Source organism: Saccharopolyspora griseoalba (assembly GCF_042665275.1).
In the GTDB taxonomy this organism is placed as follows: domain Bacteria; phylum Actinomycetota; class Actinomycetes; order Mycobacteriales; family Pseudonocardiaceae; genus Saccharopolyspora; species Saccharopolyspora griseoalba.
Genome location: NZ_JBHTCJ010000001.1, coordinates 475,313 through 499,596, shown reverse-complemented (window position 1 = coordinate 499,596; position 24,284 = coordinate 475,313). Strand labels below are relative to the sequence as shown.

Annotated in this window: 25 protein-coding genes and 1 pseudogene; 7 read left to right on the top strand and 19 right to left on the bottom strand. The window is 72.0% G+C overall.

What is annotated here, in order from left to right:
* Nucleotides 1-52: 52 nt before the first annotated feature.
* From ACFQRI_RS02260 to ACFQRI_RS02190, 15 genes and pseudogenes are all read right to left on the bottom strand, one after another.
* On the bottom strand, nt 53-835 hold the full coding sequence (locus ACFQRI_RS02260; protein ID WP_380663739.1) for a DeoR/GlpR family DNA-binding transcription regulator: 783 nt from the start codon (nt 833-835) through the stop codon (nt 53-55).
* 30 nt (nt 836-865) lie between these two features.
* Nucleotides 866-1,858 carry a 4-hydroxythreonine-4-phosphate dehydrogenase PdxA gene (gene pdxA, locus ACFQRI_RS02255; RefSeq protein ID WP_380663736.1) on the bottom strand — a complete coding sequence of 331 codons (993 nt, stop codon included), beginning with the start codon at nt 1,856-1,858 and terminating at the stop codon, nt 866-868.
* Nucleotides 1,855-3,051: a four-carbon acid sugar kinase family protein gene (locus ACFQRI_RS02250; RefSeq protein ID WP_380663733.1), complete on the bottom strand. Its 1,197-nt coding sequence runs from the start codon at nt 3,049-3,051 to the stop codon at nt 1,855-1,857. The genes pdxA and ACFQRI_RS02250 overlap by 4 nt, the downstream gene beginning before the upstream one ends.
* Nucleotides 3,052-3,190: 139 nt before the next feature.
* Nucleotides 3,191-6,262: pseudogene (locus ACFQRI_RS02245) on the bottom strand (hybrid sensor histidine kinase/response regulator); the annotation flags it as partial.
* 282 nt (nt 6,263-6,544) lie between these two features.
* Nucleotides 6,545-7,198, bottom strand: coding sequence for a response regulator (locus ACFQRI_RS02240; RefSeq protein WP_380663732.1), 654 nt, complete (start codon nt 7,196-7,198; stop codon nt 6,545-6,547).
* Between the two features lie 70 nt (nt 7,199-7,268).
* The gene (locus ACFQRI_RS02235) at nt 7,269-7,688 is read right to left on the bottom strand and encodes a CBS domain-containing protein (RefSeq protein ID WP_380663730.1); all 420 of its coding nucleotides are present in this window, start codon (nt 7,686-7,688) and stop codon (nt 7,269-7,271) included.
* A gap of 89 nt (nt 7,689-7,777) precedes the next feature.
* Nucleotides 7,778-8,038, bottom strand: a complete 261-nt coding sequence (locus ACFQRI_RS02230; protein ID WP_380663727.1) for a hypothetical protein — start codon at nt 8,036-8,038, stop codon at nt 7,778-7,780.
* Nucleotides 8,039-8,101: 63 nt separating this feature from the next.
* Complete coding sequence (locus ACFQRI_RS02225; RefSeq protein WP_380663724.1) at nt 8,102-8,824, bottom strand: ABC transporter permease; 723 nt, start codon at nt 8,822-8,824, stop codon at nt 8,102-8,104.
* Nucleotides 8,821-9,534 (bottom strand): fluoroquinolone export ABC transporter permease subunit, encoded by a 714-nt coding sequence (locus ACFQRI_RS02220; protein WP_380663721.1) that lies wholly within the window; start codon nt 9,532-9,534, stop codon nt 8,821-8,823. Before ACFQRI_RS02220 ends, ACFQRI_RS02225 begins: the two co-directional genes overlap by 4 nt.
* Entirely contained in the window at nt 9,531-10,394 is an 864-nt protein-coding gene (locus ACFQRI_RS02215) for an ABC transporter ATP-binding protein (protein WP_380663718.1), read from the bottom strand. Before ACFQRI_RS02215 ends, ACFQRI_RS02220 begins: the two co-directional genes overlap by 4 nt.
* On the bottom strand, nt 10,391-10,999 hold the full coding sequence (locus ACFQRI_RS02210) for a TetR/AcrR family transcriptional regulator (RefSeq protein ID WP_380663715.1): 609 nt from the start codon (nt 10,997-10,999) through the stop codon (nt 10,391-10,393). Before ACFQRI_RS02210 ends, ACFQRI_RS02215 begins: the two co-directional genes overlap by 4 nt.
* 137 nt (nt 11,000-11,136) lie before the next feature.
* Nucleotides 11,137-13,386: a heavy metal translocating P-type ATPase gene (locus ACFQRI_RS02205; RefSeq protein WP_380663712.1), complete on the bottom strand. Its 2,250-nt coding sequence runs from the start codon at nt 13,384-13,386 to the stop codon at nt 11,137-11,139.
* 142 nt (nt 13,387-13,528) lie between these two features.
* Nucleotides 13,529-13,735 carry a heavy-metal-associated domain-containing protein gene (locus ACFQRI_RS02200; RefSeq protein WP_380663709.1) on the bottom strand — a complete coding sequence of 69 codons (207 nt, stop codon included), beginning with the start codon at nt 13,733-13,735 and terminating at the stop codon, nt 13,529-13,531.
* A 188-nt stretch (nt 13,736-13,923) separates the two neighbouring features.
* A complete protein-coding gene (locus ACFQRI_RS02195; protein WP_380663706.1) occupies nt 13,924-14,673 on the bottom strand; it encodes a lipoate--protein ligase family protein in 750 nt (249 codons plus the stop codon).
* 51 nt (nt 14,674-14,724) lie between these two features.
* Nucleotides 14,725-15,246, bottom strand: coding sequence for a VOC family protein (locus ACFQRI_RS02190; RefSeq protein ID WP_380663703.1), 522 nt, complete (start codon nt 15,244-15,246; stop codon nt 14,725-14,727).
* A gap of 173 nt (nt 15,247-15,419) precedes the next feature.
* Here ACFQRI_RS02190 and ligD point away from each other — a divergent pair, with 173 nt between their 5' ends.
* The 3 genes from ligD (at nt 15,420) to ACFQRI_RS02175 (ending at nt 18,561) form a co-directional block, all read left to right on the top strand.
* Nucleotides 15,420-16,988, top strand: coding sequence for a non-homologous end-joining DNA ligase (gene ligD, locus ACFQRI_RS02185; RefSeq protein ID WP_380663701.1), 1,569 nt, complete (start codon nt 15,420-15,422; stop codon nt 16,986-16,988).
* Between the two features lie 169 nt (nt 16,989-17,157).
* Nucleotides 17,158-17,664, top strand: coding sequence for a YbaK/EbsC family protein (locus ACFQRI_RS02180; RefSeq protein WP_380663699.1), 507 nt, complete (start codon nt 17,158-17,160; stop codon nt 17,662-17,664).
* Nucleotides 17,665-17,733: 69 nt separating this feature from the next.
* A complete protein-coding gene (locus tag ACFQRI_RS02175; RefSeq protein ID WP_380663697.1) occupies nt 17,734-18,561 on the top strand; it encodes a class I SAM-dependent methyltransferase in 828 nt (275 codons plus the stop codon).
* A 98-nt stretch (nt 18,562-18,659) separates the two neighbouring features.
* Here the strand turns inward: ACFQRI_RS02175 and ACFQRI_RS02170 are convergent, their stop codons facing one another.
* Both ACFQRI_RS02170 and ACFQRI_RS02165 read right to left on the bottom strand, forming a co-directional pair.
* Complete coding sequence (locus ACFQRI_RS02170) at nt 18,660-19,052, bottom strand: cold-shock protein (RefSeq protein WP_380663695.1); 393 nt, start codon at nt 19,050-19,052, stop codon at nt 18,660-18,662.
* A 91-nt stretch (nt 19,053-19,143) separates the two neighbouring features.
* On the bottom strand, nt 19,144-19,356 hold the full coding sequence (locus ACFQRI_RS02165) for a hypothetical protein (protein WP_380663693.1): 213 nt from the start codon (nt 19,354-19,356) through the stop codon (nt 19,144-19,146).
* 282 nt (nt 19,357-19,638) lie between these two features.
* Between ACFQRI_RS02165 and ACFQRI_RS02160 the strand changes: the two genes are divergently transcribed.
* Nucleotides 19,639-20,781, top strand: coding sequence for an alkaline phosphatase PhoX (locus tag ACFQRI_RS02160; RefSeq protein ID WP_380663691.1), 1,143 nt, complete (start codon nt 19,639-19,641; stop codon nt 20,779-20,781).
* 19 nt (nt 20,782-20,800) lie between these two features.
* Here the strand turns inward: ACFQRI_RS02160 and ACFQRI_RS02155 are convergent, their stop codons facing one another.
* On the bottom strand, nt 20,801-21,262 hold the full coding sequence (locus ACFQRI_RS02155; protein ID WP_380663688.1) for a MarR family winged helix-turn-helix transcriptional regulator: 462 nt from the start codon (nt 21,260-21,262) through the stop codon (nt 20,801-20,803).
* Between the two features lie 96 nt (nt 21,263-21,358).
* On the opposite strand from ACFQRI_RS02155, the gene ACFQRI_RS02150 reads away from it, so the two are divergent.
* Both ACFQRI_RS02150 and ACFQRI_RS02145 read left to right on the top strand, forming a co-directional pair.
* Nucleotides 21,359-21,754 carry a DUF5313 family protein gene (locus tag ACFQRI_RS02150; RefSeq protein WP_380663685.1) on the top strand — a complete coding sequence of 132 codons (396 nt, stop codon included), beginning with the start codon at nt 21,359-21,361 and terminating at the stop codon, nt 21,752-21,754.
* 33 nt (nt 21,755-21,787) lie between these two features.
* Complete coding sequence (locus ACFQRI_RS02145) at nt 21,788-22,372, top strand: helix-turn-helix domain-containing protein (RefSeq protein WP_380663682.1); 585 nt, start codon at nt 21,788-21,790, stop codon at nt 22,370-22,372.
* Between the two features lie 64 nt (nt 22,373-22,436).
* Here ACFQRI_RS02145 and ACFQRI_RS02140 read toward each other — a convergent pair whose 3' ends face one another.
* Nucleotides 22,437-23,399, bottom strand: a complete 963-nt coding sequence (locus tag ACFQRI_RS02140; protein ID WP_380663679.1) for a threonine ammonia-lyase — start codon at nt 23,397-23,399, stop codon at nt 22,437-22,439.
* Between the two features lie 155 nt (nt 23,400-23,554).
* Between ACFQRI_RS02140 and ACFQRI_RS02135 the strand changes: the two genes are divergently transcribed.
* Nucleotides 23,555-24,250, top strand: a complete 696-nt coding sequence (locus ACFQRI_RS02135; protein ID WP_380663676.1) for a gamma-glutamylcyclotransferase family protein — start codon at nt 23,555-23,557, stop codon at nt 24,248-24,250.
* Nucleotides 24,251-24,284 lie beyond the last annotated feature (34 nt).

Below are 24,284 nucleotides of genomic sequence, written 5' to 3'. Positions count from 1 at the left end.
CCGGGCCGCGAAGTGGCCGAGATCGCGGGACCCGGAACCGCAGCGCCACCGGCTAGACCGCGACGACCTCGGCGCCCGCGAGCTCCCGGAACGGGGCGAGCGCCGCCTCCGGTGCTCCATCGTCGGTCACCAGGGTCCAGTTCGCAGGCAGCGGCGCCCACGCCTTGAACGGCGCCGCGCCCAGCTTGCTCCGGTCCGCCAGCACGTAGACCTCGCGGGCGCGGGCGATCATCTGCTCCTTGAGCCGGGTTTGCAGCAGGCTGGCCTCGCAGATGCCCATCCGCGCGTCCAGCCCGTCGGCCCCGACGAAGACCTTGTCCGCCGAGATCCGCGAGAGCGTCAGCTCGGCCAGCGGGCCGACGAAGCCCTGACTGATGTGGCGCATCTCCCCGCCCAGCCCGATGACCTGCACCGCGTCGGCGTCGACGAGCTCGGTGAGCGCGGTGAAGCCGTTGGTGACCACCGTCAGCCCCGCGTGGTCGCGGAGGTGGTGCGCCAGGCGGCCGGTCGTGGTGCCCGCGTCGAGCACGACGGTCTCGCCGGCGAGGACCTGCTTGGCCGCCCAGCGCGCGATGCGGTCCTTCTCGGCGTTGGCCAGCGTGGTGCGCTGCCCCAGCGAGGGCTCGCCCGCCGTGGCGGGCATCGCGCCGCCGTAGGTGCGGGCGAGCTTTCCCTGGTCGGTCAGCAGCGACAGGTCGCGGCGGATCGTCGACGGGGTCACCGACAGCGCGTCGGCGAGCTCCTCGACCTGCACCGCTCCCTGCTCGGTGACCAGCCGCTCGATGAGGGCGCGGCGCTTGCCCGCCGTCATCCGCTGTCCGATCTCGGTGCCCACGGCGTGATCCTCCCAGAACCGATCGCGGAATCAGGGCCGGGTGGCCAGGTTCGCGGCCTGCCGCAGCGCCTCGATCATGCTCCCGGCCTCGGCGGTGCCGGTGCCCGCGATGTCGAAGGCGGTGCCGTGGTCGACCGAGGTGCGGATGACCGGCAGGCCCACGGTGATGTTCACCCCGGCCTCCAGGCCGAGGATCTTCACCGGCCCGTGGCCCTGGTCGTGGTACATGGCCACCACCAGGTCGAAGTCGCCGCGCCCCGCGCGGAAGAACACCGTGTCGGCGGGAAGCGGGCCCTGCGCGTCGATGCCGTCGGCCCGGCAGGCCGCCAGCGCCGGTTCGATCTTGGCCTCCTCCTCGCCGCGGCCGAACAGCCCGTTCTCCCCGGCGTGCGGGTTGATCCCGCACACCGCGATGCGCGGCTCGGCGATGCCGGAGTCGACCATGGTGCGGTGGCCGCGGCGCACGGTGCGCTCGACCAGCCCCGCGTCGATCCGCTCGATGGCGTCGAGCAGGCCGACGTGCGTGGTGACGTGGATGACCCGCACCTGCCCGGTGGACAGCATCATCGAGACCTCGGGCACCCCGCACAGCTCGGCCAGCAGCTCGGTGTGCCCGGGGTAGGCGTGGCCGGCGGCGTGCAGCGCCGCCTTGTTCAGCGGCGCGGTGCAGATCGCCTGCACCCGTCCGGCCAGGGCCAGCTCGGCGGCCTCGGCCACGTAGCGGTAGGCGCCCTCGCCGGCGGTCTCGGACAACTCGCCGAAGGGCAGATCGGCCGGCACCAACCCGAGGTCGATCACCGCCACGACCCCTGGCTCGCCGGTGGCCTGCGCCGGGTCGGTGATCGGTTCGATCCGCAGCTCGAGCCCGCACAGCTCGGCGGCGCGGGCCAGCCTGCCCGCGTCGCCGATCACCACGCAGCTCGCCGAGGCCGACACCTCGGGCTCGGCGAGCGCGCGCACGACGACCTCGGGACCGACCCCGGCGGCATCGCCCATCGTCACCGCGATGGTCGGCGGGCTCATGCGGCCAGCACCCTTCCGCGGACCGCGTTCACGGCTCGGTGCAACGAGTCCGGTGCGCCGAAACCGCCGGCCTTGGTGATGATGTAGCCGGGCTGGGCCTCCACGGTGCGCGAGAGCACCACGCCGGGTTCGAGCTCGTTGAGCAGCCGCAGCCCGCTCACGCCGCGGCGACCGAGCACCGCGCGGGCCGTTTCGCCGCCGGTGAGCACCAGCAGCCCGGCGCGCTCGGCGGCCGGGGCGCAGACCTCGGCCAGCGCCGCGTTGAGCCGACGGGCCAGACCGGCTTCGACCGGTCCGTCCACCGTCACCAGCACGTCGCCGGTGGCCAGCTCCTCGCGCAGCGACTCGGCCTGGCGGGCCAGCGCCGCGGCGTCGGCGTGCACCAGGTTGCGGGCGGCCAGCCGCCTGGTGTGGGTGAAGTGCTCGGCCAGGTGCTCGGCCTGCTGCCGGGAGACGTGGTGGGCGCTTCCCACCACCGCCAGCGCCGGACCGTCGACCGGCGGCGGCGGTTCGACGTCCCCGCCGGGCCGCAACTCCTCGGCCAGCGCGTCGGCGAGGCCCGCGGATCCCGCCCAGATCGGCGGCGTCGGCGCGGCCGATCCCGCGGCGACCACGGCGCGCAGGTCGGCCTCGGAAACCGCGTCGCAGACCACGACGTCGGCCTCGCCGAGCAGGTCGGCCACGCGGGCGCGCAGCTGCGCGGGCTTGCCGCGCATCGAGGCCAGCGCCACGTGGCGCACCCGCAGCCCGTCGAGCACCGAGGCGATGTCCTCGGGAGCGGGATCGGGCTCCAGCGCCCAGGAATCGGTCTGGTTCAGCGGGATGCCGTCGATGTGCACGACCCCGCCGAGCACGGTGCGGCCGGTCGCCGGCGAGGCCGGGCACAGCAGCACCGCCGCCCCCGGCGAGCACTCCAGGACCGCGCGGAGCTCGGCGGCCACGTTGCCGCGCAACGTGGAATCGATCTTCTTGAACAGCACCCGACCTGCGCCGTGGCCGTGCAGCGCCTCCTGCACGCGCTTGGCCGCCAGGTCGGAGTCGAGATGCCGGCTGTCGGTGTCGGCGACGAACACCTCCGCATCACCGGTGTCGTCCAGAGCCAACAGGGTGCGCATTTCGCGCAGTGCAAATGGAACTCCGGAATCACCGGCACCGCTGAGGTCGTCGGCCACGACCAGGACTCGCGATCCCATGATCACCTGCTCTTCTGTTCGCCGGGCCACCCGACGAACCACCCTCCGTCGGGCCTGTTCACACATTAGTGATCGTTGCGCGAATCACGCAATACTCGGTTCGGGTGCGTGCACAACGCGCACCTCGTCGCGCGTTCGATCACCCGTCGGTGCTCAGGCCCGCGGGCAGGTAGCGGGACAGCAGGTCGAGCAGCTCGTCGGCGTCGACCGGTTTGGCCAGGTGCGCGGTCGCGCCCGCGGCGAGGCTGCGGTCCCGGTCGCCCCTCATCGCCTTGGCCGTGACGGCGATGACCGTCAGGTCCCGGTAGCGCGGCATCTCGCGGATCAGCCGGATCGTCTCGTTGCCGTCCATGTTCGGCATCATCACGTCCATCAGCACCACGAGGATGTCGCCGTGCTCGCGCAGCGCCTTGAGCCCGTCGAGGGCGTTGGCGGCGGTCACCACCTGCAGCCCGTGCTGCTCCAGCAGGGTGCGCATCGCGCGCAGCCCGCGCTCGTCGTCGTCGACCACCAGCACCCGCTCGCCGTTGAAGCGCACGCTACCCGACAGCTGCGCGCGCTCCTCGCCCGACCGGTCCTCCCGCGGCTGCGGCGCGGTGGAGCGCTGCGGCGGATCGATGCCCTCGCCCGCGACGTCCATGCTGCTCTCGGCGTCGGTGGGCGCGCGCGGCAGCGGCGGGTGCTCGACCTCGGGAGCCTCCGGCTCCGGCTCGTCCTGCCCGGCCACCGGTTCGACCGGCAGGTAGAGGCTGAACGTGCTGCCCTGGCCCGGTTCGCTGCGCACCTGCAGCTCCCCGCCGAGCAGGGTGGTCAGCTCCCGGCTGATGGACAGGCCCAGCCCCGTGCCGCCGTACTTGCGCACGGTGGTGCCGTCGGCCTGCTGGAACGCCTCGAAGATGAGGTCCAGCTTCTCGGCGGGGATGCCGATGCCGGTGTCGCGCACGGTGAACACCACCAGCTGCCGCGCCCGGCGCAGCCGCGGGAGCTCCACCTCGGTGGGTTGGGCCGGCCGGACCCGCAGCTCCACCGCCCCGCTGTCGGTGAACTTCACGGCGTTGGACAGCAGGTTGCGCAGGATCTGCTCCAACCGGTTGCGGTCGGTGCGCACGCGCGGCGGAACCGAGGACGAGGCCACGACCCGGAACTCCAGCTCCTTGTCGGTCAGCTGCGGTTCGTAGAGGGATTCCAGGTGCCGGGTCAGCTCGGCGATCTCGATCTCCTCGGCGAGCAGGTGCATCTGGCCGGCTTCCACCTTGGAGAGGTCGAGCACGTCGTTGATGAGCTGCAGCAGGTCGCTGCCCGCCTGGTGCACCGTCCGGGCCAGGTCGGCCTGCTGCTCGGTGAGGTTGCCCTCGGCGTTGTCGGCCAGCAGTTTGGCCAGGATCAGGATGCTGTTGAGCGGGGTGCGCAGCTCGTGGGACATGTTGGCCAGGAACTCGGTCTTGTAGGCCGAGGCCTGCGAGAGCTGCCGGGCCCGTTCTTCGAGCTCCTGGCGGGCCTGCTCGATCTCCAGGTTCTTCAGCTCGATGTCGCGGTTGCGACTGGCCAGCTCGGCGGCCTTCTCCTCCAGCTCGGAGTTGGAGTGCTGCAGCTCGGTGCTCTGCTGCTGGAGCTGCTCGGAACGCGCCTGCAGCTCGCCGGTCAGCCGCTGGGACTCGGCCAGCAGCGCCTGCGTGCGGGAGTTGACCACGATGGTGTTGGCCTCCACGCCGATGGTCTCGCGGATGCGTTCGAGCAGGTCCAGGTGCACCGGGGCGAAGCGCCCGACGGTGGCCAGCTCGATGACCCCCAGCACCTCGCCCTCGAAGACCACCGGGAGCACCACCAGGTGGTTCGCGCTCGCCGAGCCGAGCCCCGACTCGAAACCGGCGTAGTCGGGCGGCGCCTGCTCGACCAGCACGGTGCGCCGGTCGGCGGCCGCCTGGCCGACCAGGGACTCGCCGAACCGGAAGCGGTGCGGCTCGTCGTCGCCGACCACCCGGCCGTACCCCGCGGCGAACTCGAGCACGGTGCGCTCGTCCTCGCCGGTGCGCGCCAGGAAGAACGCGCCGATCTGCGCCGTGACCAGCGGCGCGAGCTCGGACATGATCAGCTGCGCCAGCTCGGTGAGGTCGTGCCTGCCCTTCATCAGCGCCGACAGCCGCGCGAGGTTGGTCTTGAGCCAGTCCTGCTCGCGGTTGGTCCGGGTGGTCTCGCGCAGGTTGCCGATCATGGCGTTGATGTTGTCCTTGAGCTCGGCGACCTCCCCCGAGGCGTCCACGGTGATCTGCCTGCTCAGGTCGCCCGCGGTGACCGCGGTGGCGACCTGGGCGATCGCGCGCACCTGGGTGGTGAGGTTGCCCGCCAGGCGGTTGACGCTCTCGGTCAGCCGCCGCCAGGTGCCCGACACATCGGCGACCTCGGCCTGCCCGCCGAGCTTGCCCTCGGTGCCGACCTCCCGGGCCACCCTGGTCACCTCGGCGGCGAACGCCGAGAGCTGATCGACCATCGTGTTGATCGTGTTCTTCAGCTCCAGGATCTCGCCGCGCGCGTCGACGTCGATCTTCTTCGACAGATCCCCGCCGGCGACCGCGGTGGTCACCTGGGCGATGTTGCGCACCTGACCGGTGAGGTTGTCGGCCATGATGTTGACGTTGTCGGTGAGGTCCTGCCACGTCCCGGCCACCCCGAGCACCCGCGCCCGGCCGCCGAGCTTGCCCTCGGTGCCGACCTCCCGGGCCACCCTGGTCACCTCGGCGGCGAACGCCGAGAGCTGATCGACCATCGTGTTGATCGTGTTCTTCAGCTCGAACAGCTCGCCCCGGGCGTCCACCTCGACCTTCTGGGTGAGGTCGCCGCGCGCCACGGCGGTGGCGACCTGGGCGATGCTGCGCACCTGAACGGTCAGGTTGTCGGCCATGTAGTTCACCGAGTCCACGAGCCCGCTCCAGACCCCCTCGGCACCGGGCACGTGGGCCTGGCCACCCAACCGGCCCTCGCTGGCCACCTCGCGCGAGACCCGGTGGACCTCGCCGACGAAGGCCGACAGCCGGTCGACCATGCCGTTGATGGTGTCCTTGAGCGCGCGCATCTCGCCGACCGCGTCGATGGTGATCTTCTTGGTCAGGTCGCCGTCGGCCACCGCCTTGGCGACCTCGGAGATCTCGCGGAGCTGACCGGCCAGGTCCACACCCATCCGGTTGATCGCGTCGGCGGCCCGGCCCCACTCGCCGCGGTGCGCGTCCCCGAGGTCGAGCGCGGCGATCGGCCACTCGCCGCGCTCGGCGGCGGTGCCGACGCGGTGGAGCTCGCCGAGCAGCCGCTGGTTGCGCTCGGCGATCTCGTTGAACACCGCCGCGGCCTCCGCCCCGGGACCGGTGACCACCAAGCGGCGCCGGACGTTGCCGTCGCGCAGGTCGCGCAGCGCGGGCAGCAACCGCGCCAGCACCTGCGCCGCCTCGTCCCGCGCCGGCGGTTGTGACGACATCCGACCCCTCCCGCCGCGCGCACCCGATCAGCGGTTGCGCGAATCCTTGTCCAAACGGAGCTCGGTGGCCAGCACCGCGGCTTCGCTGCGGTGCCGCATCGACAGCTTGGCCAGGACCTGCGAGACGTGGTTCTTCACGGTCTTCTCGGCCAGGTGCATCTCGCCCGCGATCTCGCGGTTGGTCATGCCCTGACCCACGAGCTCGAAGACCTCGCGCTCGCGGTCGGTGAGCTCGCGCAGCGGATCGGCCTGCTCCTGCTGCTTTCGCAACCAGTCCAGCATCGCCTGGGTCTTCTGCTTGCTCAGCAGCGAGCGGCCGGATCCGACCGTGCGGATGGCGCCGACCAGCTCCTCGCCGACCACTCCCTTGAGCACGAACCCCGCGGCGCCGGCCAGGATCGCGTCCATCAGCGCCTCGTGGTCGTCGAAGGAGGTCAGCATCAGGCAGCGCAGCTCGGGCATCCGGGAGCGCAGCTCGCGGCACAGCTCCACGCCGTTGCCGTCGGGCATGCGCACGTCGAGCACGGCCACCTCGGGTTCCTGCCTGGGGATGCGGGCGAGCGCTTCGGCGACGGTGCCGGCCTCACCGACCAGTTCGAGGTCTCCCTCGGCACCGATCAGCGCGGCGACACCGCGCCGAATCACCTCGTGGTCGTCGACCACGAACACCCGTGTGGTCATGCCCAGCCCCCGCGCGCTCGGCCCTGTTCGCACTGAGCAGCATAAGTAGCCGGAGTCCGGGACGCCGGATCTAGCCGCGGGCGTAGATGCTCTCGACGAAGTGCGCGAGCTGGTCGTCGGTGAGCGCCCGGGCCAGATCGGCCTCGCTGATCATGCCGATGAGGCGGTGGTCGGCGATCACCGGCACCCGGCGCACCTGGTGGCTCTCCATCGTGTCGAGCACCTGGCCGACGTCCGCTCGGGCGTCGACCCAGTGCGGCGTCCCCTGGGCGAGCTCGGAGGCCTTCACACCGGCCGGGTCGCGCCCCTCGGCGCAGCAGCGAAGCACGATGTCGCGGTCGGTGATGATGCCGTGCAGCCGGTCGTCGCGGCCGCAGATCGGCAGCGAGCCGACGTTGAGGTCGCGCATCATCCGCGCGGCCTTGTCCAGGGTCTCGTCCTCGCCGATGCATTCGGCACCGGCGTGCATGATGTCGCGTGCGGTGGTCATCGTCGCCCCTCGTCATCGGTCGATCGCGGACGTCTCCGCACTACCCGGCGGCGGGTGCGGCGAAACCGCGACGTCGCGCCGCCGTGGGGTCAGTACTCGCGCATGAGCCGACCGAAGGCGGCGTTGGCCGCGGCCCACTCGTGGGTGAGCAGTTCGGCGGGCACGTCCTCGCGCGGTTCGGCGTCGACGGTGACCACGAACCCCGGCTCGGACTTGCGACGGCGCAGCTGCACCAGGTGTCCGCCCCGCGAGCGGCCGAACCGCTCGCCGTTGTCCGAGGACTCGACCTGCCCCGGCTGCAAACTCGCTACGTTGGTCATGCCCTCGTTGTAACCCACAGCACCAACCATGGCAGCCTCCCGCGCGCCCCGATTCCGCGGCGAGCCGCCGGCTGCGGGCGACCCCGGCGGGCCTCAGAGGCGGGTTCGGACCCTGCGGTACAGGACCGGGACCAGCAGCGCGTTGTAGGCCAGACCGATCAGGAGGTAGGGCCACCAGGTTCCACCGTCGTAGACCACCCAGAACATCTTCGACGGCCAGTAGGTGGGCACGATCCCGAACGGCCACTGCCACTGCGGCGCGAGGAAGTAGGGCACCAGCGGCACACCGGCCAGCAGCAGGCCCAGCGCGCGGATGATCGCCACGCCCTCGACCTTGTTGCCCGCGAAGGCCAGCAGCACCAGCGCGATCAGCAGCGCGCTGGTGCCGCCGAGCACCCCGACCAGCAGCGTCCCGGGCACCGCCGCGCTCGGCAGCAGCCCGGTGCCCCAGGTGGTGGCCAACGTGATCACCGCGGTCAGCACCAGCGCGCTTCCCGCCCGGTAGCCAACGTAGACCGACATGGGAACCGGGCTGACCCGCAGCGCCTGCAAGGTTCCCTCGTCGCGCTCGTCGAGCGCCATCAACCCGGCCAGCCCGCCGGTGACGATCGGCGCGGTGAGCACCAGGAACCCGGTCAGGATCACCGCGTGGTGATCGGCGAGGTCGACCCCGTAGCGCTGCCGCAGCACCGCGGAGACGGCGGGCAACGGCAACCGAACCATCAGCGTCCACAGCAGCGGGGCCAGCAGCAGCCCGATCAGCAGCGGCTCGCGCAGCACGCCGCGCAGGTCCTTGCGCACCAGGACGCCGGTCATGCCGCGGCCCCTTCCCCGGACAGCGCGTACCGCGCGAACATCCGCCGCGCCACGGGCAGCGCCACCGCGACGAACAGCACCGGGTAGCCCACGGGGTAGGCGAACTGCCAGCCGGTCAGGTCGACCTGGCCGAAGGCCGCACCGATGAGCTGCAGCGGTCCCTGCGTGGGAAGCAGGTAGAACACCGGCCAGCCGAAGGCGCCGGAGTAGTGGAACACCGGCGCCGTCAGCACCGCCAGCGGCACGATGCCCAGCAGGAACCAGTCGCCCGCCGAGGTGAACGGCAGCGCCGAGCAGAACCCGCCCAGCAGCATCGGCAGGGCTCCCAGCGCCGCGCCGAGCACCAGCAGCGGCAGGTCGTAGTGCACTCCTCGGGTCGCGGTGGCCACCAGCGCGGAGAGCACCACCGACAGGCCGGTGAGCACGATGAGCTTGGCCCCCAGGTACTCCCCGAACCGCAGCGGGCTGTTGGCCACCGCGTCGAGGGTGCGCTCGTCCTTCTCGAAGAACACCGCGGCGGCGATGAAGAAGTAGCCCACGATCCCCAGGTCGCCGAAGACGACGTAGGGCTCGAGCACCCCGCGCGCGCCGGTCGGCACCGGCAGCAGCACGGCGATCCACAGCAGCCCGGAGAACACCGCGGCGTGCAGGAACTTGTACCGGCGCTGCAGCAGCAGCTCCATCCGCACGGCGGCGCGCAGGCGGTTCATCGCAGGCTCCTGCCGGTGGTCTCCAGGAACACGTCGGAGAGGTCGGCCTCCTGGGAGTGCAGGGTCTGCACCGCCTCCTCGCGCAGCACCCGGTGGAACTCCGCGTCCTCGGCCAGCCCGTCGAACCCGAAGTCGACCTCGCGCAGACCATCCCCGTCCCGGTAGGCCACCCGCACCAGCCGCCTGCTGCGCGCGATCTTGAGCTCGGTGGGGCTGCCCAGCACCGCGATGCTCCCGTCGACGACGAAGGCCACGCGGTCGCAGAGCTCCTCGGCGGTGGCCATGTCGTGCGTGGTGAGGAAGACCGCGCACCCGCGCGCCTTCCGCTCGAGCACGATGTCCTTGATCACCCGGGCGTTGCGCGGATCCAGCCCCGAGGTGGCTTCGTCGAGGAACAACAACCCGGGTTCGTGCAGCAGCGCGCGCACGAAGCCCAGCCGCATCTGCATCCCCTTGGAGAACTCCCCCACCCGGGTATCCGCGGCGTCGGCGAGCCCGACGGAGTCGAGCAGCTTGTGCGGGTCCTGGGTCGGGCCTTCGTGCAGCGAGGCGAAGAACCGGAGGTTCTCCAGCGCGGTCAGCTTGCGGTAGTGGTTGGGCAGTTCGAAGGACACGCCGATGTGCCGGTAGAGCTCATCGCCCCATTCCCGCGGCGTTCGCCCCCACAGCGCCGCCCGGCCGGTGTGGCCGCCGAGCAGCCCGGTGAGGATCTTCTGGGTGGTGGACTTGCCCGCGCCGCTGGGACCGAGGAACCCGAAGATCTCGCCCTCCCCGACCGAGAAGTCCATGCCGCGCACCGCGAGCGGTTTGCCCCGCCCGTAGCGGAAGTCGAGGTCGGCCACCTCGATCACGTCGCTCATCTCGGATCCTTCTGGGTCAGCCCCTCGGCGATGCTGCTGGTCAGCAGTTCGAGGATCTGCGGGTAGTCGGGACCGAGCTCGTCGGCGTGCACGACGGTGTAGGACACCGCCTGGATCACCCCGACGATCACCATCGGGTCCGCCGCGACGATCTCGCCGCGCTGCTGGCCGGCGCGGATGAACTCCAGCATCGGTTCCAGGACGTAGGGCCTGGAGCGCTCCGCCGCCTCCGGACCGACCTTGCGGGTGACCGCGGCCAGCTCCTCGGGGTGGGTGAGCAGCCTGCGGTACAGCGGGTCGTCGGTCGCGGTGCGCACCCCCTCGCGGATGGTGATCTCGATGCCCTCCCTGGCATCGGCCGCGGAGGCGAGCGCTTCCCGGAACGCCCTGGTCACCTCCGGTGCCTGCCGGATCAGCAGCTCCAGGTACAGCGCCTCCTTGGAGTCGAAGAACGCGTAGAAGCTGGTCTTGGCGATCCCGGCGGGCTCCACGAGGTCGGCCAGCGAGGTCTTGCCGAGGCCGCGCGCGGCGAAGAGCTCCCTGCCCCGCTGCAGGAGCAGCTCGGTGATCCGCTCCCGGTCCCGGTCGTCGAACGCGGCGGGCATGGCCACCCCCATGAACCAATGAACGATTTGTTCGTCCGTTCATAGCAACGGTACACGCGACGTCGGCCGGAACCAAGGGCCGACGAGAATCGCCCCGGCCGCTGCTGCGGCCGGGGCGATTCTCGTCGGGCGAGCGGTTACTCCGCAGCGGCTCGGAACCCGCGCAGCCGCAGGCTGTTGCCCACCACGAACAGCGAGCTAAACGCCATCGCCGCGCCGGCGATCATCGGGTTCAGCAGCCCGGCCGCCGCCAGCGGCAGAGCCGCGACGTTGTAGGCGAAGGCCCAGAACAGGTTGCCCTTGATCGTCGTCAGCGTTCGCCGGGACAACCGGATCGCGTCGACCACCGCGCGCAGATCACCGCGCACCAGCGTCAGGTCACCGGCTTCCATGGCGATGTCGGTACCGGTGCCCATCGCCATGCCCAGGTCGGCCTGGGCCAGCGCGGCGGCGTCGTTGATCCCGTCGCCGACCATGGCCACGGCCTTGCCCTCGCGCTGCAGCCGGGTGACCACGGCGACCTTGTCCTCCGGCAGCACCTCGGCGATGACCTCGTCGATGCCCACCTGCGCGGCCACCGAGCGCGCCGCGGTCTCGTTGTCACCGGTGAGCAGCACCGGCGACAGGCCCAGCTCGCGCAGCTGGGCGACCGCCCGCGCCGAGGAGTCCTTCACCGCGTCGGCCACGACCAGCACCGCCAGCACGGCGCCGTCGGCGGCCAGCGCGATCGCGGTCCGGCCCTCGGCCTCCGCGGCCGCCTTGGCCTCGACCAGCCGCGCGGGCAGGGTCAGCTCGTGCTTCTCGAGCAATGCGGGCCTTCCGGCGAGCACCTCGCGGCCCTCGACCGCACCCCGCACGCCGAGTCCTTCCAGGTTGGCGAAGCCCTCCACCGCGGGCAGCTCCCCCAGCTCCTGCTCGGCGCCGCTGGCGACGGCGCGGGCGATGGGGTGCTCGGAGGCCTTCTCCACCGCCCCGGCCAGCCGCAGCGCCTCGGAGCGCTCGACGCCCTCGGCGGGGATCACCTCGGCCAGCTGCATCCGGCCGGTGGTCACCGTGCCGGTCTTGTCGAGCACCACGGTGTCGATGCGGCGGGTGGACTCCAGCACCTGCGGACCCTTGATCAGCACGCCCAGCTGCGCGCCGCGCCCGGTGCCGACCAGCAGGGCGGTGGGCGTGGCCAGGCCCATCGCGCACGGGCAGGCGATGATCAGCACCGCCACGGCCGCGGTGAACGCGGCGGCCACCGGCTGGCCGGCCAACATCCAGCCCGCCAGGGTCAGCAGCGCGATGACGATCACGATCGGCACGAACACCGCCGACACCCGGTCTGCCAGTCGCTGGATCTGCGCCTTGCCCGCCTGGGCCTCCTCGACCAGCCGCGCCATCTGCGCCAGCTGGGTGTCCGCGCCGACCTGCTCGGCCCGCACCACCAGCCGGCCGCCGGCGTTGACCGTCGCGCCGACCACCGCATCGCCCGGGCCGACCTCGACCGGGACCGATTCGCCGGTGAGCATGCTGGCGTCGACCGCCGAGCTGCCCTCCTGCACGACGCCGTCGGTGGCGACCTTCTCGCCGGGCCGGACCACGAACAGGTCGCCCACGGCCAGCTGATCGGTCGGGATGCGGGTCTCCCGGCCGTCGCGCAGCACCGCGACGTCCTTGGCGCCGAGCTCCAGCAGCGCGCGCAGCGCGTCACCGGCGCGGCGCTTGGCGCGCACCTCGAAGTAGCGACCGGCGAGGATGAACGTGGTGACCGCGGCGGCGACCTCGAGGTAGATCGAGTTGGCCGCCTCCCCGCGGGAGACGATCAGCGAGAACGAGTGCGTCATCCCGGGCATCCCGGCCTCGCCGAACAGCAGCGCGTACAGCGACCAGGCGAACGCGGCCAGCGTGCCCATCGACACCAGCGTGTCCATGGTGGCCGCGCCGTGGCGCAGGTTCGTCCACGCCGCGCGGTGGAAGGGCAGGCCTCCCCAGACCACCACCGGCGCGGCCAGCACCAGCGAGATCCACTGCCAGTAGGTGAACTGCGCGATCGGGATCATCGCCAGCACGACCACCGGCACCGTCAGCGCCAGCGACACCAGCAGCCGCTGCCGCAGCTCGTCGGCCGGTTCGGCCTCGGCCTCCTGCCCCGGTTCCGCGGCGTGCAGCGCCGCGCCGTACCCGGCCTTCTCCACGACCTCGATCAGCTGCTGCGGATCGACGTCATCGGACGCGTTGACCTGCGCCTTCTCCATGGCGTAGTTGACGCTGGCGGAGACCCCGTCGAGCTTGTTGAGCTTGCGCTCGATCCGGTTGGCGCACGAGGCGCAGGTCATGCCGGTGATGTCCAGTTCGACGGGTTGCCCGGCAGCAACCCTCTCCGGGCCGTGCACAGATGTCATGACCTGCGTCCTTCCTCACGCGGATGATTTCCTGGTCCTACCCCCCGGGGGGGTACCTCCTCGCGTCGAAGGTCCCGGCTCCACCGCCGGGCCGCTGCGCGAGAAGGCGATCGCCCCTCCCCCGGTGCGAGGGGCAGCTCGATCAAGCCACGAGCTCGTAGCCGGCTTCCTCCACGGCCGCCCGGACCTGATCCCTGGCGACCTCGGCGTCGCTGACGACGGTGACCGCGCCGGTGGGCAGATCCACCTTCACCTCGGTCACGCCCTCGATCTCGCCGACCTCCTCGGTCACCGAGGCCACGCAGTGCTGGCAGGTCATGCCGGTCACCTGGTAGGTCGTCTCACTCATCACCGCACCTCTCCCTCGATCTCCCGACCGCCCACCCGGCGGCCGAACACCAGTGAATATATACCCCCAGGGGGTATATGGGCAACCGATTCGCCCTCTGGATCGTATTACCCCCAGGGGGTAAGCAGATCAGGGGCGCAAGAGGGTTGCCCACCACCGCGGTGAGCGCGGGAGAACGGGGAACCGGATCAGGCCACCCGGTGGTCGTCGACCAGCACCTTCGCCCGGGTCCGCAGCTCCTCGGACAGCGCGGCGGGAACCAGCTCCTCGCGCTCGGCGTAGGCCGCCACCAGCTCGCGCTCGAAGTCCTCGATCGCCAACCCCGGGGCCTCCTCGACCACCGATCCGACCGAGTCCTCCTCGAACGGCAGCCCGAGAGCGCCGTAGACCTCGGCCAGCAGCGGGCGCAGCACCTCGGCGTCGTCGAAGATCGCCACCGCGCTGAACAACCACGCGCCGCGGATCATCCGCTGCGCGGTCCCCACGAGCTTGACCCGCCCGCGGGCGTTCACGCTGTGCGCGCCCGGGCAGTACTCCCCCGGCACCGCGCCGACCTCGGCGGCCACCCCGTGCCGGGCCAGCACCGCCGACCACAGCTGCGCGTATCCCACGAAGCGCTCGTCGAGCCCGGACAGCCTCCCCGGATCCGGCGCGGCGTGATCGACCACCACGGAGCGCTCGGTGTAGGCCACGGCCCTCCCCCCGGGAGCGCGCAGCACCGGGGTGAAGCCGGCATCGCGCGCGGCCGCGACCGCATCCGGGAACCCGGGCAGCAAGCTGTCCCGCCGCCCGAAGGCCACCACCGGGGCGCTCGGGCGGTAGACCCGCAGCACCGGGCCGGTCTCGCCCTCGCCGACGCGGCGCAGCATCGCGTGCGCGGTCGCGACTTCCAGCGCCTGATCCTCACCGACGCCCAGCGCGCCGCGCAGCAACTCCACGGCGCCAGTCTAACGAGCCACCGGACCGGGAACGCCGCGCGCGGCGCCAGGTCACTCCTCCAGCAGCCGGTGGCCCTCGAAGACCGCCAGCTCCTCGCGGTAGAACTCCAGCCCGACCCCGTTGGGATCGCGGATGTAGAGGCTGTTGTCCACCCCGCGGTCCGGGCCGAGGTACTCGATCCCGTTGGCGTCGAGCCGCTCGCGGGCTGCCTCGAAGTTCTCGGGCGTGGTCGACAGCGCGATGTGCTGGACCGCCCCGATCGTCTCGGCGAAGTCCGGGTGCGGGTGACCGGGGAAGTCGAAGAAGCCCAGCAGGTTCCGGTTCCCGACGTCGAAGAAGAAGTGACTGGACCCCGCGTAGTCCCGGTTCTCCACCAGCTCCACCAGCGGGAAGCCCAGGACCTCCTGGTAGAAGCGGATCGTCTCCTCGACGTCCTTGCAGATCAGCGCGACGTGGTGGAACCCACCGACGGTCGGCGCCGGGCGCTCGGCGGCGGAGGTCAGGTACTGCTCGCGCAGCCGGTCGCGGCGGGCCCGGATCGCTTCCAGTTCGGCACCCTCTGGCTGTGGCATCGGCCAACTCCTTTCGTCTTCAACTAATTCTGCCCCACGGCGACCCGATCGCAGGGCAACCCGCGGCCCGAACTTCTGCGTCGATCGTCACGCACCCCGCGCGCCACCGCCGCGCGAAGCCATGACCTGCGGGTCCCCCGAACGTCGTGCCAGGCTGTGACCGGAGGTGGCGCATGGCCGAGACCCGCACCGATCGACTCGAGCAGTACCGCCGGATGCGCGACTTCGACCGCACCGCCGAACCGCGCGGCTCCGAGCAGGCAGCCGGAGCGGGCAACCGCTTCGTCGTGCAGCGCCACCGCGCGCGCCGCCGCCACTACGACCTCCGCCTGGAGCACGACGGCGTGCTGCTGAGCTGGGCGGTGCCCAAGGGCCCGACGCTGGACCCCTCGGTCCGGCGGATGGCCGTGCGCGTGGAGGACCACCCGCTGGAGTACGCCGACTTCGAGGGCACCATCCCGGCGGGCGAGTACGGCGGCGGCGACGTCATCGTGTGGGACCGGGGCACCTGGACCCCCGGCGAGGACGACCCCGCTGCCGCGCTGGAGAGCGGCACCCTGCACTTCGACCTGCGCGGCAGCAAGCTGCGCGGCCGGTTCGTGCTGGTCCGGCGCGGCGAGCAGCAGTGGTTGCTGCTGCACAAGAAGGACGAGCACGCGGTCGCCGGGTGGGACCCCGAGCAGCATCTCGAATCGGTGCGCAGCGGCCGCACCAACGAGGAGGTCGCCGCGAACCCCGAGGCCGAGTGGCACTCCGAGCTGCCCGCCGATCGCGCCGAGGTCCGGCTGCGCTGGGACCCGCCGAGCGAGACCGAGCTGGCCGCGCTCGACGAGCTCGGCGCCAAGGGCACCTGGCACCTCAACGGCCGCGACCTCAAGCTGACCAACCTGGACAAGACCCTCTTCGAGGGCTGCGACGACCGGGAGCCGGTGACCAAGCGGGACCTGATCCGCTACCACGCGCTGATCGCCCCGGTGATGCTCCCCTACCTCGTCGACCGGCCGCTGAACTCGCACCGCTTCCCCAACGGCGTCGGCGAGCCTGGCTTCTGGCACAAGGAGTACCCGAGCCACGCCCCCGATTGGCTGCGCAGCTGGCACCACCCGAACGCCGGCACCCGCGACGCCCAGGACTACGTCGTGCCCGACAGCCCGGAGGCCCTGGTCTGGCTGGCCAACTACGCGGCCCTCGAGCTGCACGCGTGGACCTCGAAGGTCGACGACATCGAGCACCCGACCTGGGCGCTGTTCGACATCGACCCCGGCGAGCAGACCTCCTTCGACGACCTGCTCACGCTGGCCCGGCTGCACCGCAGCGCGCTGGAGCACCTGGGCGTGACCGCCCGCCCGAAGGTCACCGGCAAGCGCGGCATCCAGATCTGGGTGCCGATCGAGCGCCGCTACACCTACGCCGAGACCCGCGACTGGGTGGAACGGGTGTCCCGCGCGGTCGGCGACGTGGTGCCCGAGCTGGTCTCCTGGAAGTGGACCAAGAAGGAGCGCCGCGGCCTCGCTCGCCTGGACTACACCCAGAACGTCCAGAGCAAGACCCTGGTCGCGCCCTACAGCGCGCGCCCCGCCCCCGGCGCTCCGGTCTCGGTCCCGCTCGAGTGGGACGAGCTCGACGACCCGGACCTGACCCCGGACCGGTGGACCATCCGCACCGTCCTCGATCGCGTCGAGACCGTCGGCGACCCGTTCGCCGCGCTGCTGGGCGTCGAGCAACGCCTGCCGCCGGTCTAGCAGCTCGATCAGCGCACCTTCCCCGCCGTCGGGCCGGCACAGCACCCGGAGGATTGATTTCACTCACCACTGAAATAACAGATGATTTCTAATCGCGGTGCGCGGTCCGTTCGACCGGCTCGCGAGCGCTAGCATCGATGCGTTCCACGACCAGAACGCAGGAGGGGCGATGACCACTTCCCTGCCCGAGCGGAGCCGGCACGTGGCCGCCGTGCTCGCCGAAGCCGGAGCGCGCGGCCGAGTTCGCCAGCTCGCCGACTCCACCCGGACCGCCGCCGAAGCCGCCGCGGCCCTCGGCTGCGAGGTCGGCGCCATCGCCAACAGCCTGATCTTCATCTCCGACGGCGAACCGGTGCTGGTGCTCACCAGCGGCGCCCACCGGGTCGACACCGAGGCGCTGGCGCAGCGCTGGGGCCGCGGCGAGCTCGCCCGCGCCACCCCCGAGCAGGTCCGCGCGGCCACCGGCCAGGTCATCGGCGGCGTCGCCCCGGTGGGCCACCCGCGCCCGCTGCCCACCGCGGTCGACGCGGCGCTGGCCGATCACCCCCAGATCTGGGCGGTGGCCGGAACCCCGCGCACGGTCTTCCCCACCACCGCCGAGGAGCTGCGCGAGCTGACCGCGGCCGCGGTGCTCGACGTGACATCAACATTGCCCGCGCAACGACCGCGCCCGTAGGGTCGAGCTCCCCTGAGCGCGCGTCGCAGATGCGCACCGGGGGACCAGGCACCGAGCGGAGGGGGACGCATGACCGCCAGCCGGGTCGACTTCTCGGGCGTGCCCGCCACGATGCTCAAGACGCTGCACCTGAGAGCGCTGGACGCCGGCTCGGCGAATCCCGTCCTGGGGGATCACCACGCCGCGCAGGCGGTTCGGCGCATCGACCACGACTGGCGACGCCTCGACAAGCGCGGTGCCGCCAACGCGGCCTACGCCGTCGCGCTGCGCGGCAGGATCTTCGACGACCTGGTGGCCGAGTTCCTGCGCCAACACCCCACCGCCGTGGTGCTCAACCTCGCGTGCGGCCTGGACAGCCGGGCGTTCCGCCTCCAGCGCCCCGCCGGATCGGACTGGTTCGACGTCGACCTCCCCGAGGTCGTCGAGCTCCGCCGCGACCTCTACGCCGAGGAAGCCCGCTACCGGATGCTCGCGGGTTCGGTCACCGACCCGCGCTGGCTGGGCGAACTCCCCGCCCACCGCCCGGCGCTGGTCGTCGCCGAAGGCCTGATGATGTACCTGACCCCGGAGCGCAACTGGGAACTGCTGCGGCGGCTCACCGAGCACTTCGACACCGGCGAGGTCCTCTTCGACGGCGTCGCCCCGTGGGTGGCCACCACGACCCAGGTCCTCAAGGGCTACTTCCACCGCTGGTACCGGTCACCGGCCTACCTGACCTCGCACCGCCACTACCCCGGGATCATCGCCGAAACGCCGCGGCTTCGGCACATCGCCGACGTGGGAGTCCTGTCCGACACCGACGCGGCCCCGGATCCCTCGGTCCGCCGCTACTACCGGATCGTGCGCAAGCTCGTCGACGTCGAGGACTCGGTCCGGGTCTTCCGAACCGGCTTCTGACACCCGCTCGGCAGCGGCCGAGCAGCGCCTTCCCGCGCGAGGGAACCCGGTGCACCTCACTCCGGGAAATCCCCGCGCGGAAGGGGCGCGCGCAGCTCTCAGGCGTCGACCCAGCCGTGCCGGACCGCGATCTGGGTCAGCTTCTGGCGGACCTGCAGCACCTGCTCGGCGGTCATCGTCGGAGCCGAGGTCAGGAGGGCTTCGGTGACGACCTCGTGGAACTCCTTGGCCGACAGGACGTCGAAGAGCTCGTCCTCGGTGGGGGACTCGCCTCCCGAAGCGGGCGCCGAGCGGACGATGCTGACGTTGGAGGCCTTCGGGCCGCGATCGGAGTCCTCGGGATCGAACTCGACCACCACGCCCGGGGCGATCAGGCGCTTGTCGAAGGTCAGGTCGTTCACGTGGATGAACACGTCCTCGCCACCGGAATCAGGTGCCACGAAGCCGTATCCGCGCACCTCGTCGAACCGGATGACCTTGCCGGTGACCATCGACCGCACCCCGCATTCGCCCCGAACCCGCTCCACCGCAGGGCCAGCACTCTACCCCCGGCCGGTGGCGCCGGGCCAACCCCGACGCGTCTCAGTGCCGGGGCATCGGGATGTCGGTGCGGGGACGGTTGCGCTCCTTGGGTCCGTGCTCGATGAAGTCCGCGGCGAATTTGATCCCCGCCTGGTACGCCTCGACGCGGGCTCGCCCGATCTCGGCCTCGATGCTCTCCGGGTGCAGCTCGTCGGCCAGCAGCCGGACCTCGTTCAACCGGCTGCGGGTCTCGTCGTCCATCCTGATTGCCATCCCTTCGGCTCCGCTCCCCTTCAGATCTTCACCGGTTTCCCGGTAACTCGCACGGTCGACGGCAAGGCTAGTCCCGCCCCGAGACCGCTCCCTTTCAGGTGAGGGGTCTTGCCAGCCGTGACCAGCGCTGATCTCGATCTTGAACGCGAACGGGAAAACGGGATCAGGTTCGCCGATCGGACAGGCACTGTTCACCGGTTCCGCGGTGATCGGACACCCGTGATCGCCATACCGTCGGCGCGCTCATCCCGAACGACGCCCATCCAGCACCGGAGGAAAGTCGTGGAACGTCGCAGCTTCCTGCGCGCCGCAGTCACCGGTGGCGCGGCCGTGGCCTTCGGCTTCAGCGTCACCCGCGAAGCGATCGCCTACCCCGCCCAGACCGGCCCCAGCCCCTACGGCCCGCTGCTGGCGGCCGACGCCAACGGCCTGCGCCTGCCCGAGGGCTTCACCAGCCGGATCATCGCCCGCACCGGCAGCGAGGTGGCCAGCACCGGCCACGTCTGGCACGGCGCACCGGATGGCGGCGCCTGCTTCGCCGACGGCGAGGGCTGGATCTACGTGTCCAACTCCGAGCTCGGCGCGGGCACCGGCGGGGTCAGCGCGGTGCGCTTCGACTCCCGCGGCGAGATCACCGACTCCTACCCCGTCCTGTCCGGCACCACCGACAACTGCTCGGGCGGGGCCACCCCGTGGAACACCTGGCTGTCCTGCGAGGAGACCGACCGCGGCTACGTCTTCGAGACCGACCCGTGGGGCGGCGAGGCCGTGCGCCGCGACGCCATGGGGCGCTTCAAGCACGAGGCGGCGGCGGCCGACCCGGATCGCCGGGTCGTCTACCTCACCGAGGACGAACCCGACGGCAACTTCTACCGCTTCGTGCCAACCACCTGGGAGGACATGTCGGAAGGCGCCCTGCAGGTGCTCACCGAGAGCGGCGGCGCGCTGGCCTGGGCGGACGTGCCGGACCCGACCGGGGCGCTGACCCGCACCCGCCACCAGGTCCCCGAGGCGAAGTCCTTCGACGGCGGCGAGGGCGCCTACTACCGCAACGGCACCTGCTTCTTCACCACCAAGGGCGACAACCGGGTGTGGGCCTACGACGCGGCGGCCAACGCCCTGCAGGTCGCCTACGACGACGACCTGACCGCCGACGCCCCGCTGACCGGGGTGGACAACATCACCGGGGCGCCAGCCGGCGACCTCTACGTCGCCGAGGACGGCGGCAACATGGAGATCTGCCTGATCACCCCGGAGGACGTCGTGGCTCCCTTCCTGCAGGTGGAGGGCCAGTCCGAGTCCGAGCTCTGCGGGGTGGCCTTCGACCCCTCCGGGCAGCGGCTGTACTTCTCCTCGCAGCGCGGCCCCTCCGGCAACAGCTCCGACGGCATCACCTACGAGGTCAGCGGCCCGTTCCGCTCCTGATCCCCGCGCGGCGGGCCGGTCAGCCCTCGTCGAGCGCCGCCCGGCTCGCCGCGATCACCCGGCTCAAGCCGGCGTTGAGCTGTTCGAGCTCGGCGACCTCCATGCCCAGCAGCTCGACCACGCGGTAGGGGATCTTCTCCGCCTCCGCCCGCAGCCGCCTGCCCTCGGCGGTGAGGTCGACCTCCAGCCGCCGCTCGTCGGCGCGGCTGCGGTCGCGCACCACGTACCCGATCGCCTCCAAGCGCTTGAGCAGCGGCGAGAGCGTGGCGGCCTCGGCGTGCAGCGCCTCGCAGAGGTCCTTCACCGAGCGCGGCGCGGTCTCCCACAGCGCGAGCATCACCAGGTACTGCGGGTGCGTGAGCCCCATCGGCGCCAGCAGCCGCCGGTAGAGGGCGATGACGTTGCGCGAGGCCACCGACAGCCCGAAGCAGACCTGGCGGTCCAGGGCCAGCGGATCCTCGCCGAGGTCGATGTCGGTCACGCCCGACAGCCTAGCGAACTACCGACGTGCGCTAATCGTTAGTGCGTTAAGTATTATGTCCTCGCGCCTGCCCCGACCCGAGCGGAGGACTCGATCGTGCCCGGAAACCGCCCCGTTCGACCTGGTCCGCTGCGCTGGGTGTGGTACGCGTTCGGGGGTCGCCTCCCCGAGCGCTACCGAGAGTGGGTGCTGCACGACATCACCTGCCGCACCTGGCCGCTGCGGCACACCGCCCGCAGCCTGGTGCAGATCTCGCCGGGACTGCTGTTCCTGCTGCTGCCGGGACCGCTGTGGATCCGCGCGATGGCGATCCTGGGCGGGGTGATCCTGGCGCTGTGGTACTCGCTGTCCTACATGGAGCACACCTGCGAGTACCGGCTCTACAAGCACGGCTATCCGCTGGGCACCGGCCGCGCGACCCGCGAGGCGGCGCACGCCGACGAGCGCGCCCGCCGAGCCTCCCGGTACAACGAGATCTACCGGAATCCCTGAGCGGCGGTTCGGCGCGGACCGCGAGGTGATGAGATGAGCGACGAGCACGTCCAGGCCCTGCAGGACGTCGGCCCCCGGCTGCGGGCCCTGCGCGCGCAGCGGGAGACGACGCTGGCCGACCTCTCGGCCGAGACCGGGATCTCGGTGAGCACGCTCTCCCGCCTGGAGTCCGGGGCCCGCAAGCCGACGCTGGAGCTGCTGCTGCCGCTGGCGAAGGCCTACGGCGTCACCCTCGACGAACTGGTCGACGCGCCGCCGACCGGCGACCCGCGCGTGCACCTGCGGCCGGTGCAGCGCCACGGCATGACGATGCTGCCGCTGACCCGTCGCGCCGGCGGGATCCAGGCCTACAAGCTGATCATCCCCGGCGGGCAGCACCGCGGCGAACCGGACCCGCAGACCCACGAGGGCTACGAGTGGCTCTACGTGCTCAACGGGCGGTTGCGGCTGGTGCTCGGCGAGCACGACCTGGTGCTCGCACCCGGCGAGGCCGCGGAGTTCGACACCCGCGTCCCGCACTGGTTCGGCTCCGCCGACGCCGAGCCGGTGGAGTTCCTGAGCCTGTTCGGCAAGCAGGGCGAGCGCGCGCACCTGCGCGCCAAGCCCAAGAACGCCTAGGCCCGTCCGGGCAGCGCGGCGCTGCCCGTTGAGGTCGCGCCGCGAGCCCGATCCCGAAGAGCTCCTAGCCCAACCCGAAGCGCTGCGCCCAGTCCCGCACGTCGGCCGGCGCTGCGTTGCCGCCGCAGATCACCAGCCCGAGCCGCGCGTCCGGGCCCACTCGCTCGACGACCCGCCGAGCGGCCGGGAGCAGGCAGCCGGCCGCCGGTTCGGCCCACAGCTTGGCGTGCTCGGCGAGGTCCAGGACTCCGCGCACCGCCTCCGAGTCCTGGACCACCAGCACGTCCTCGACCAATGTGGACACGTGCTCGTGGGTGATCTCCGAGACCGCGGGGGCGCTGAGCGTGGACACGATCGACGACAGCTCCACCGGGACCGGCCTCCCGGCCCGCAGCGCGCGCGACATCGCCTCGGCGCCTTCGGTTTCCACTCCCCACACCCGCACACCGGGGCGCAGGTGGTGCAGCGCGGCGGCCACGCCGGAGATCAGCCCGCCGCCTCCGACCGAGACCAGCACATCGGTGATCTCGCCCGCGTCGGCGGCGAATTCGGCGCCGACGGTGCCCTGACCGGCGATCACGACCGGGTCGTCGAACGGGTGCACCAGGGTGCTGCCCTCGTCGCGCAGCCGCTCGGTGAGCGAGAACGCCTCGGCCATGTCGTCGGCCACCCGGACCGCGGCCCCGGCTTCCTCGGCGATGCGCACGGCGCGCGCCGGCGCCGAGCGCGGCATCACCACGGTGGCCTTGACGTGCAGCGCTCCGGCCATGACCGCCAGCGCGATGCCGTGGTTGCCACCGCTGACCGCGACCACGCCCGCGGCCCGCTCGGCCTCGGTGAGCGCTTCCAGCTTCGCGACCGCGCCGCGGGCCTTGAACGAACCCGTGCGCTGCAGCAGCTCGAGCTTCGCCGTCACCGGCGCGCCCAGCAGCCCGGACAACCCGGGGCTGTCGACCGCGGGAGTGCGCACCACGTGCCCGGCGACGCGCCGCGCGGCCGCCTCGATCTCGTCGATACCGATCAACATTCCTCCAACCCAGCCACCCCGACCCTAATCCCCCGGACCCCGGCGCACCGCGCTGATCCGAACCACCGGCGCCGCCGGGCTTTCCGACTGCTCGGCCCGGCGTCGCGGCGGAGGCCGTTGCGCGGAGCGGCGTCGCTCGGCATGCTCGGTCGGCGATGCCGATACCCGCGGACTTCACCGACGCCGACTTCCCCGCCGATCCGTACCCGGGCGCGCGACCCGGGTATTCGTACGTCGAGCTCGGCGGCTCCGGGTGGCGCCTGTCCCCCGGCCCGACCACGTCCGGCTGGTGCGTCGGGACCGAGTGCCTCGACGACTGGCTCGCCGCGCGCGGTGCCGCGCCGCTGGCCCGGCGGCTCCCGGTGCTGGCCTACGGCTCCAACGCCTCCCCGGGCAAGATCACCTGGTTGCGCGAGGAGCTCGGGCTGCTCGGGCCGGCGGTGGTGCTCGGCGCGCGCTGCACCGGCCTGTCGGCGGTGTGGGCCTCGGGAGTGCGCGCCCGCGACGGCCAGCGCCCGGCCGTGCTCGTGGCCGCGCCCGGGGTGGTCGAGCGGCACGCGATCTGGCTGGTCACGCCGGAGCAGCGCCGCGTGCTCGACGCCTGCGAGGGACGCGGCGAGCGCTACCGGCTCGTGCGGCTGCACGGACCCGAGCGCGTCGAGCTCGACGACGGCAGCCGCGCCACCGGCGTGCTCGCCTACGCGGCCAAGGGCGAGATCCGCCGCCCGCTGCTGGTCGACGGCGCGCCGGTCCGCTGCGCCGAGCTCGACCAGGCCGGTGCGCTGGGGCTCGTCGGCGAGTCCGCGGTCGGCGACGGGCTGGATTGCACCGAGGTGACCGGCGAGCCCTGATCCCGGGTCGCGATCTCGGCCAGGTAGGTTCGAG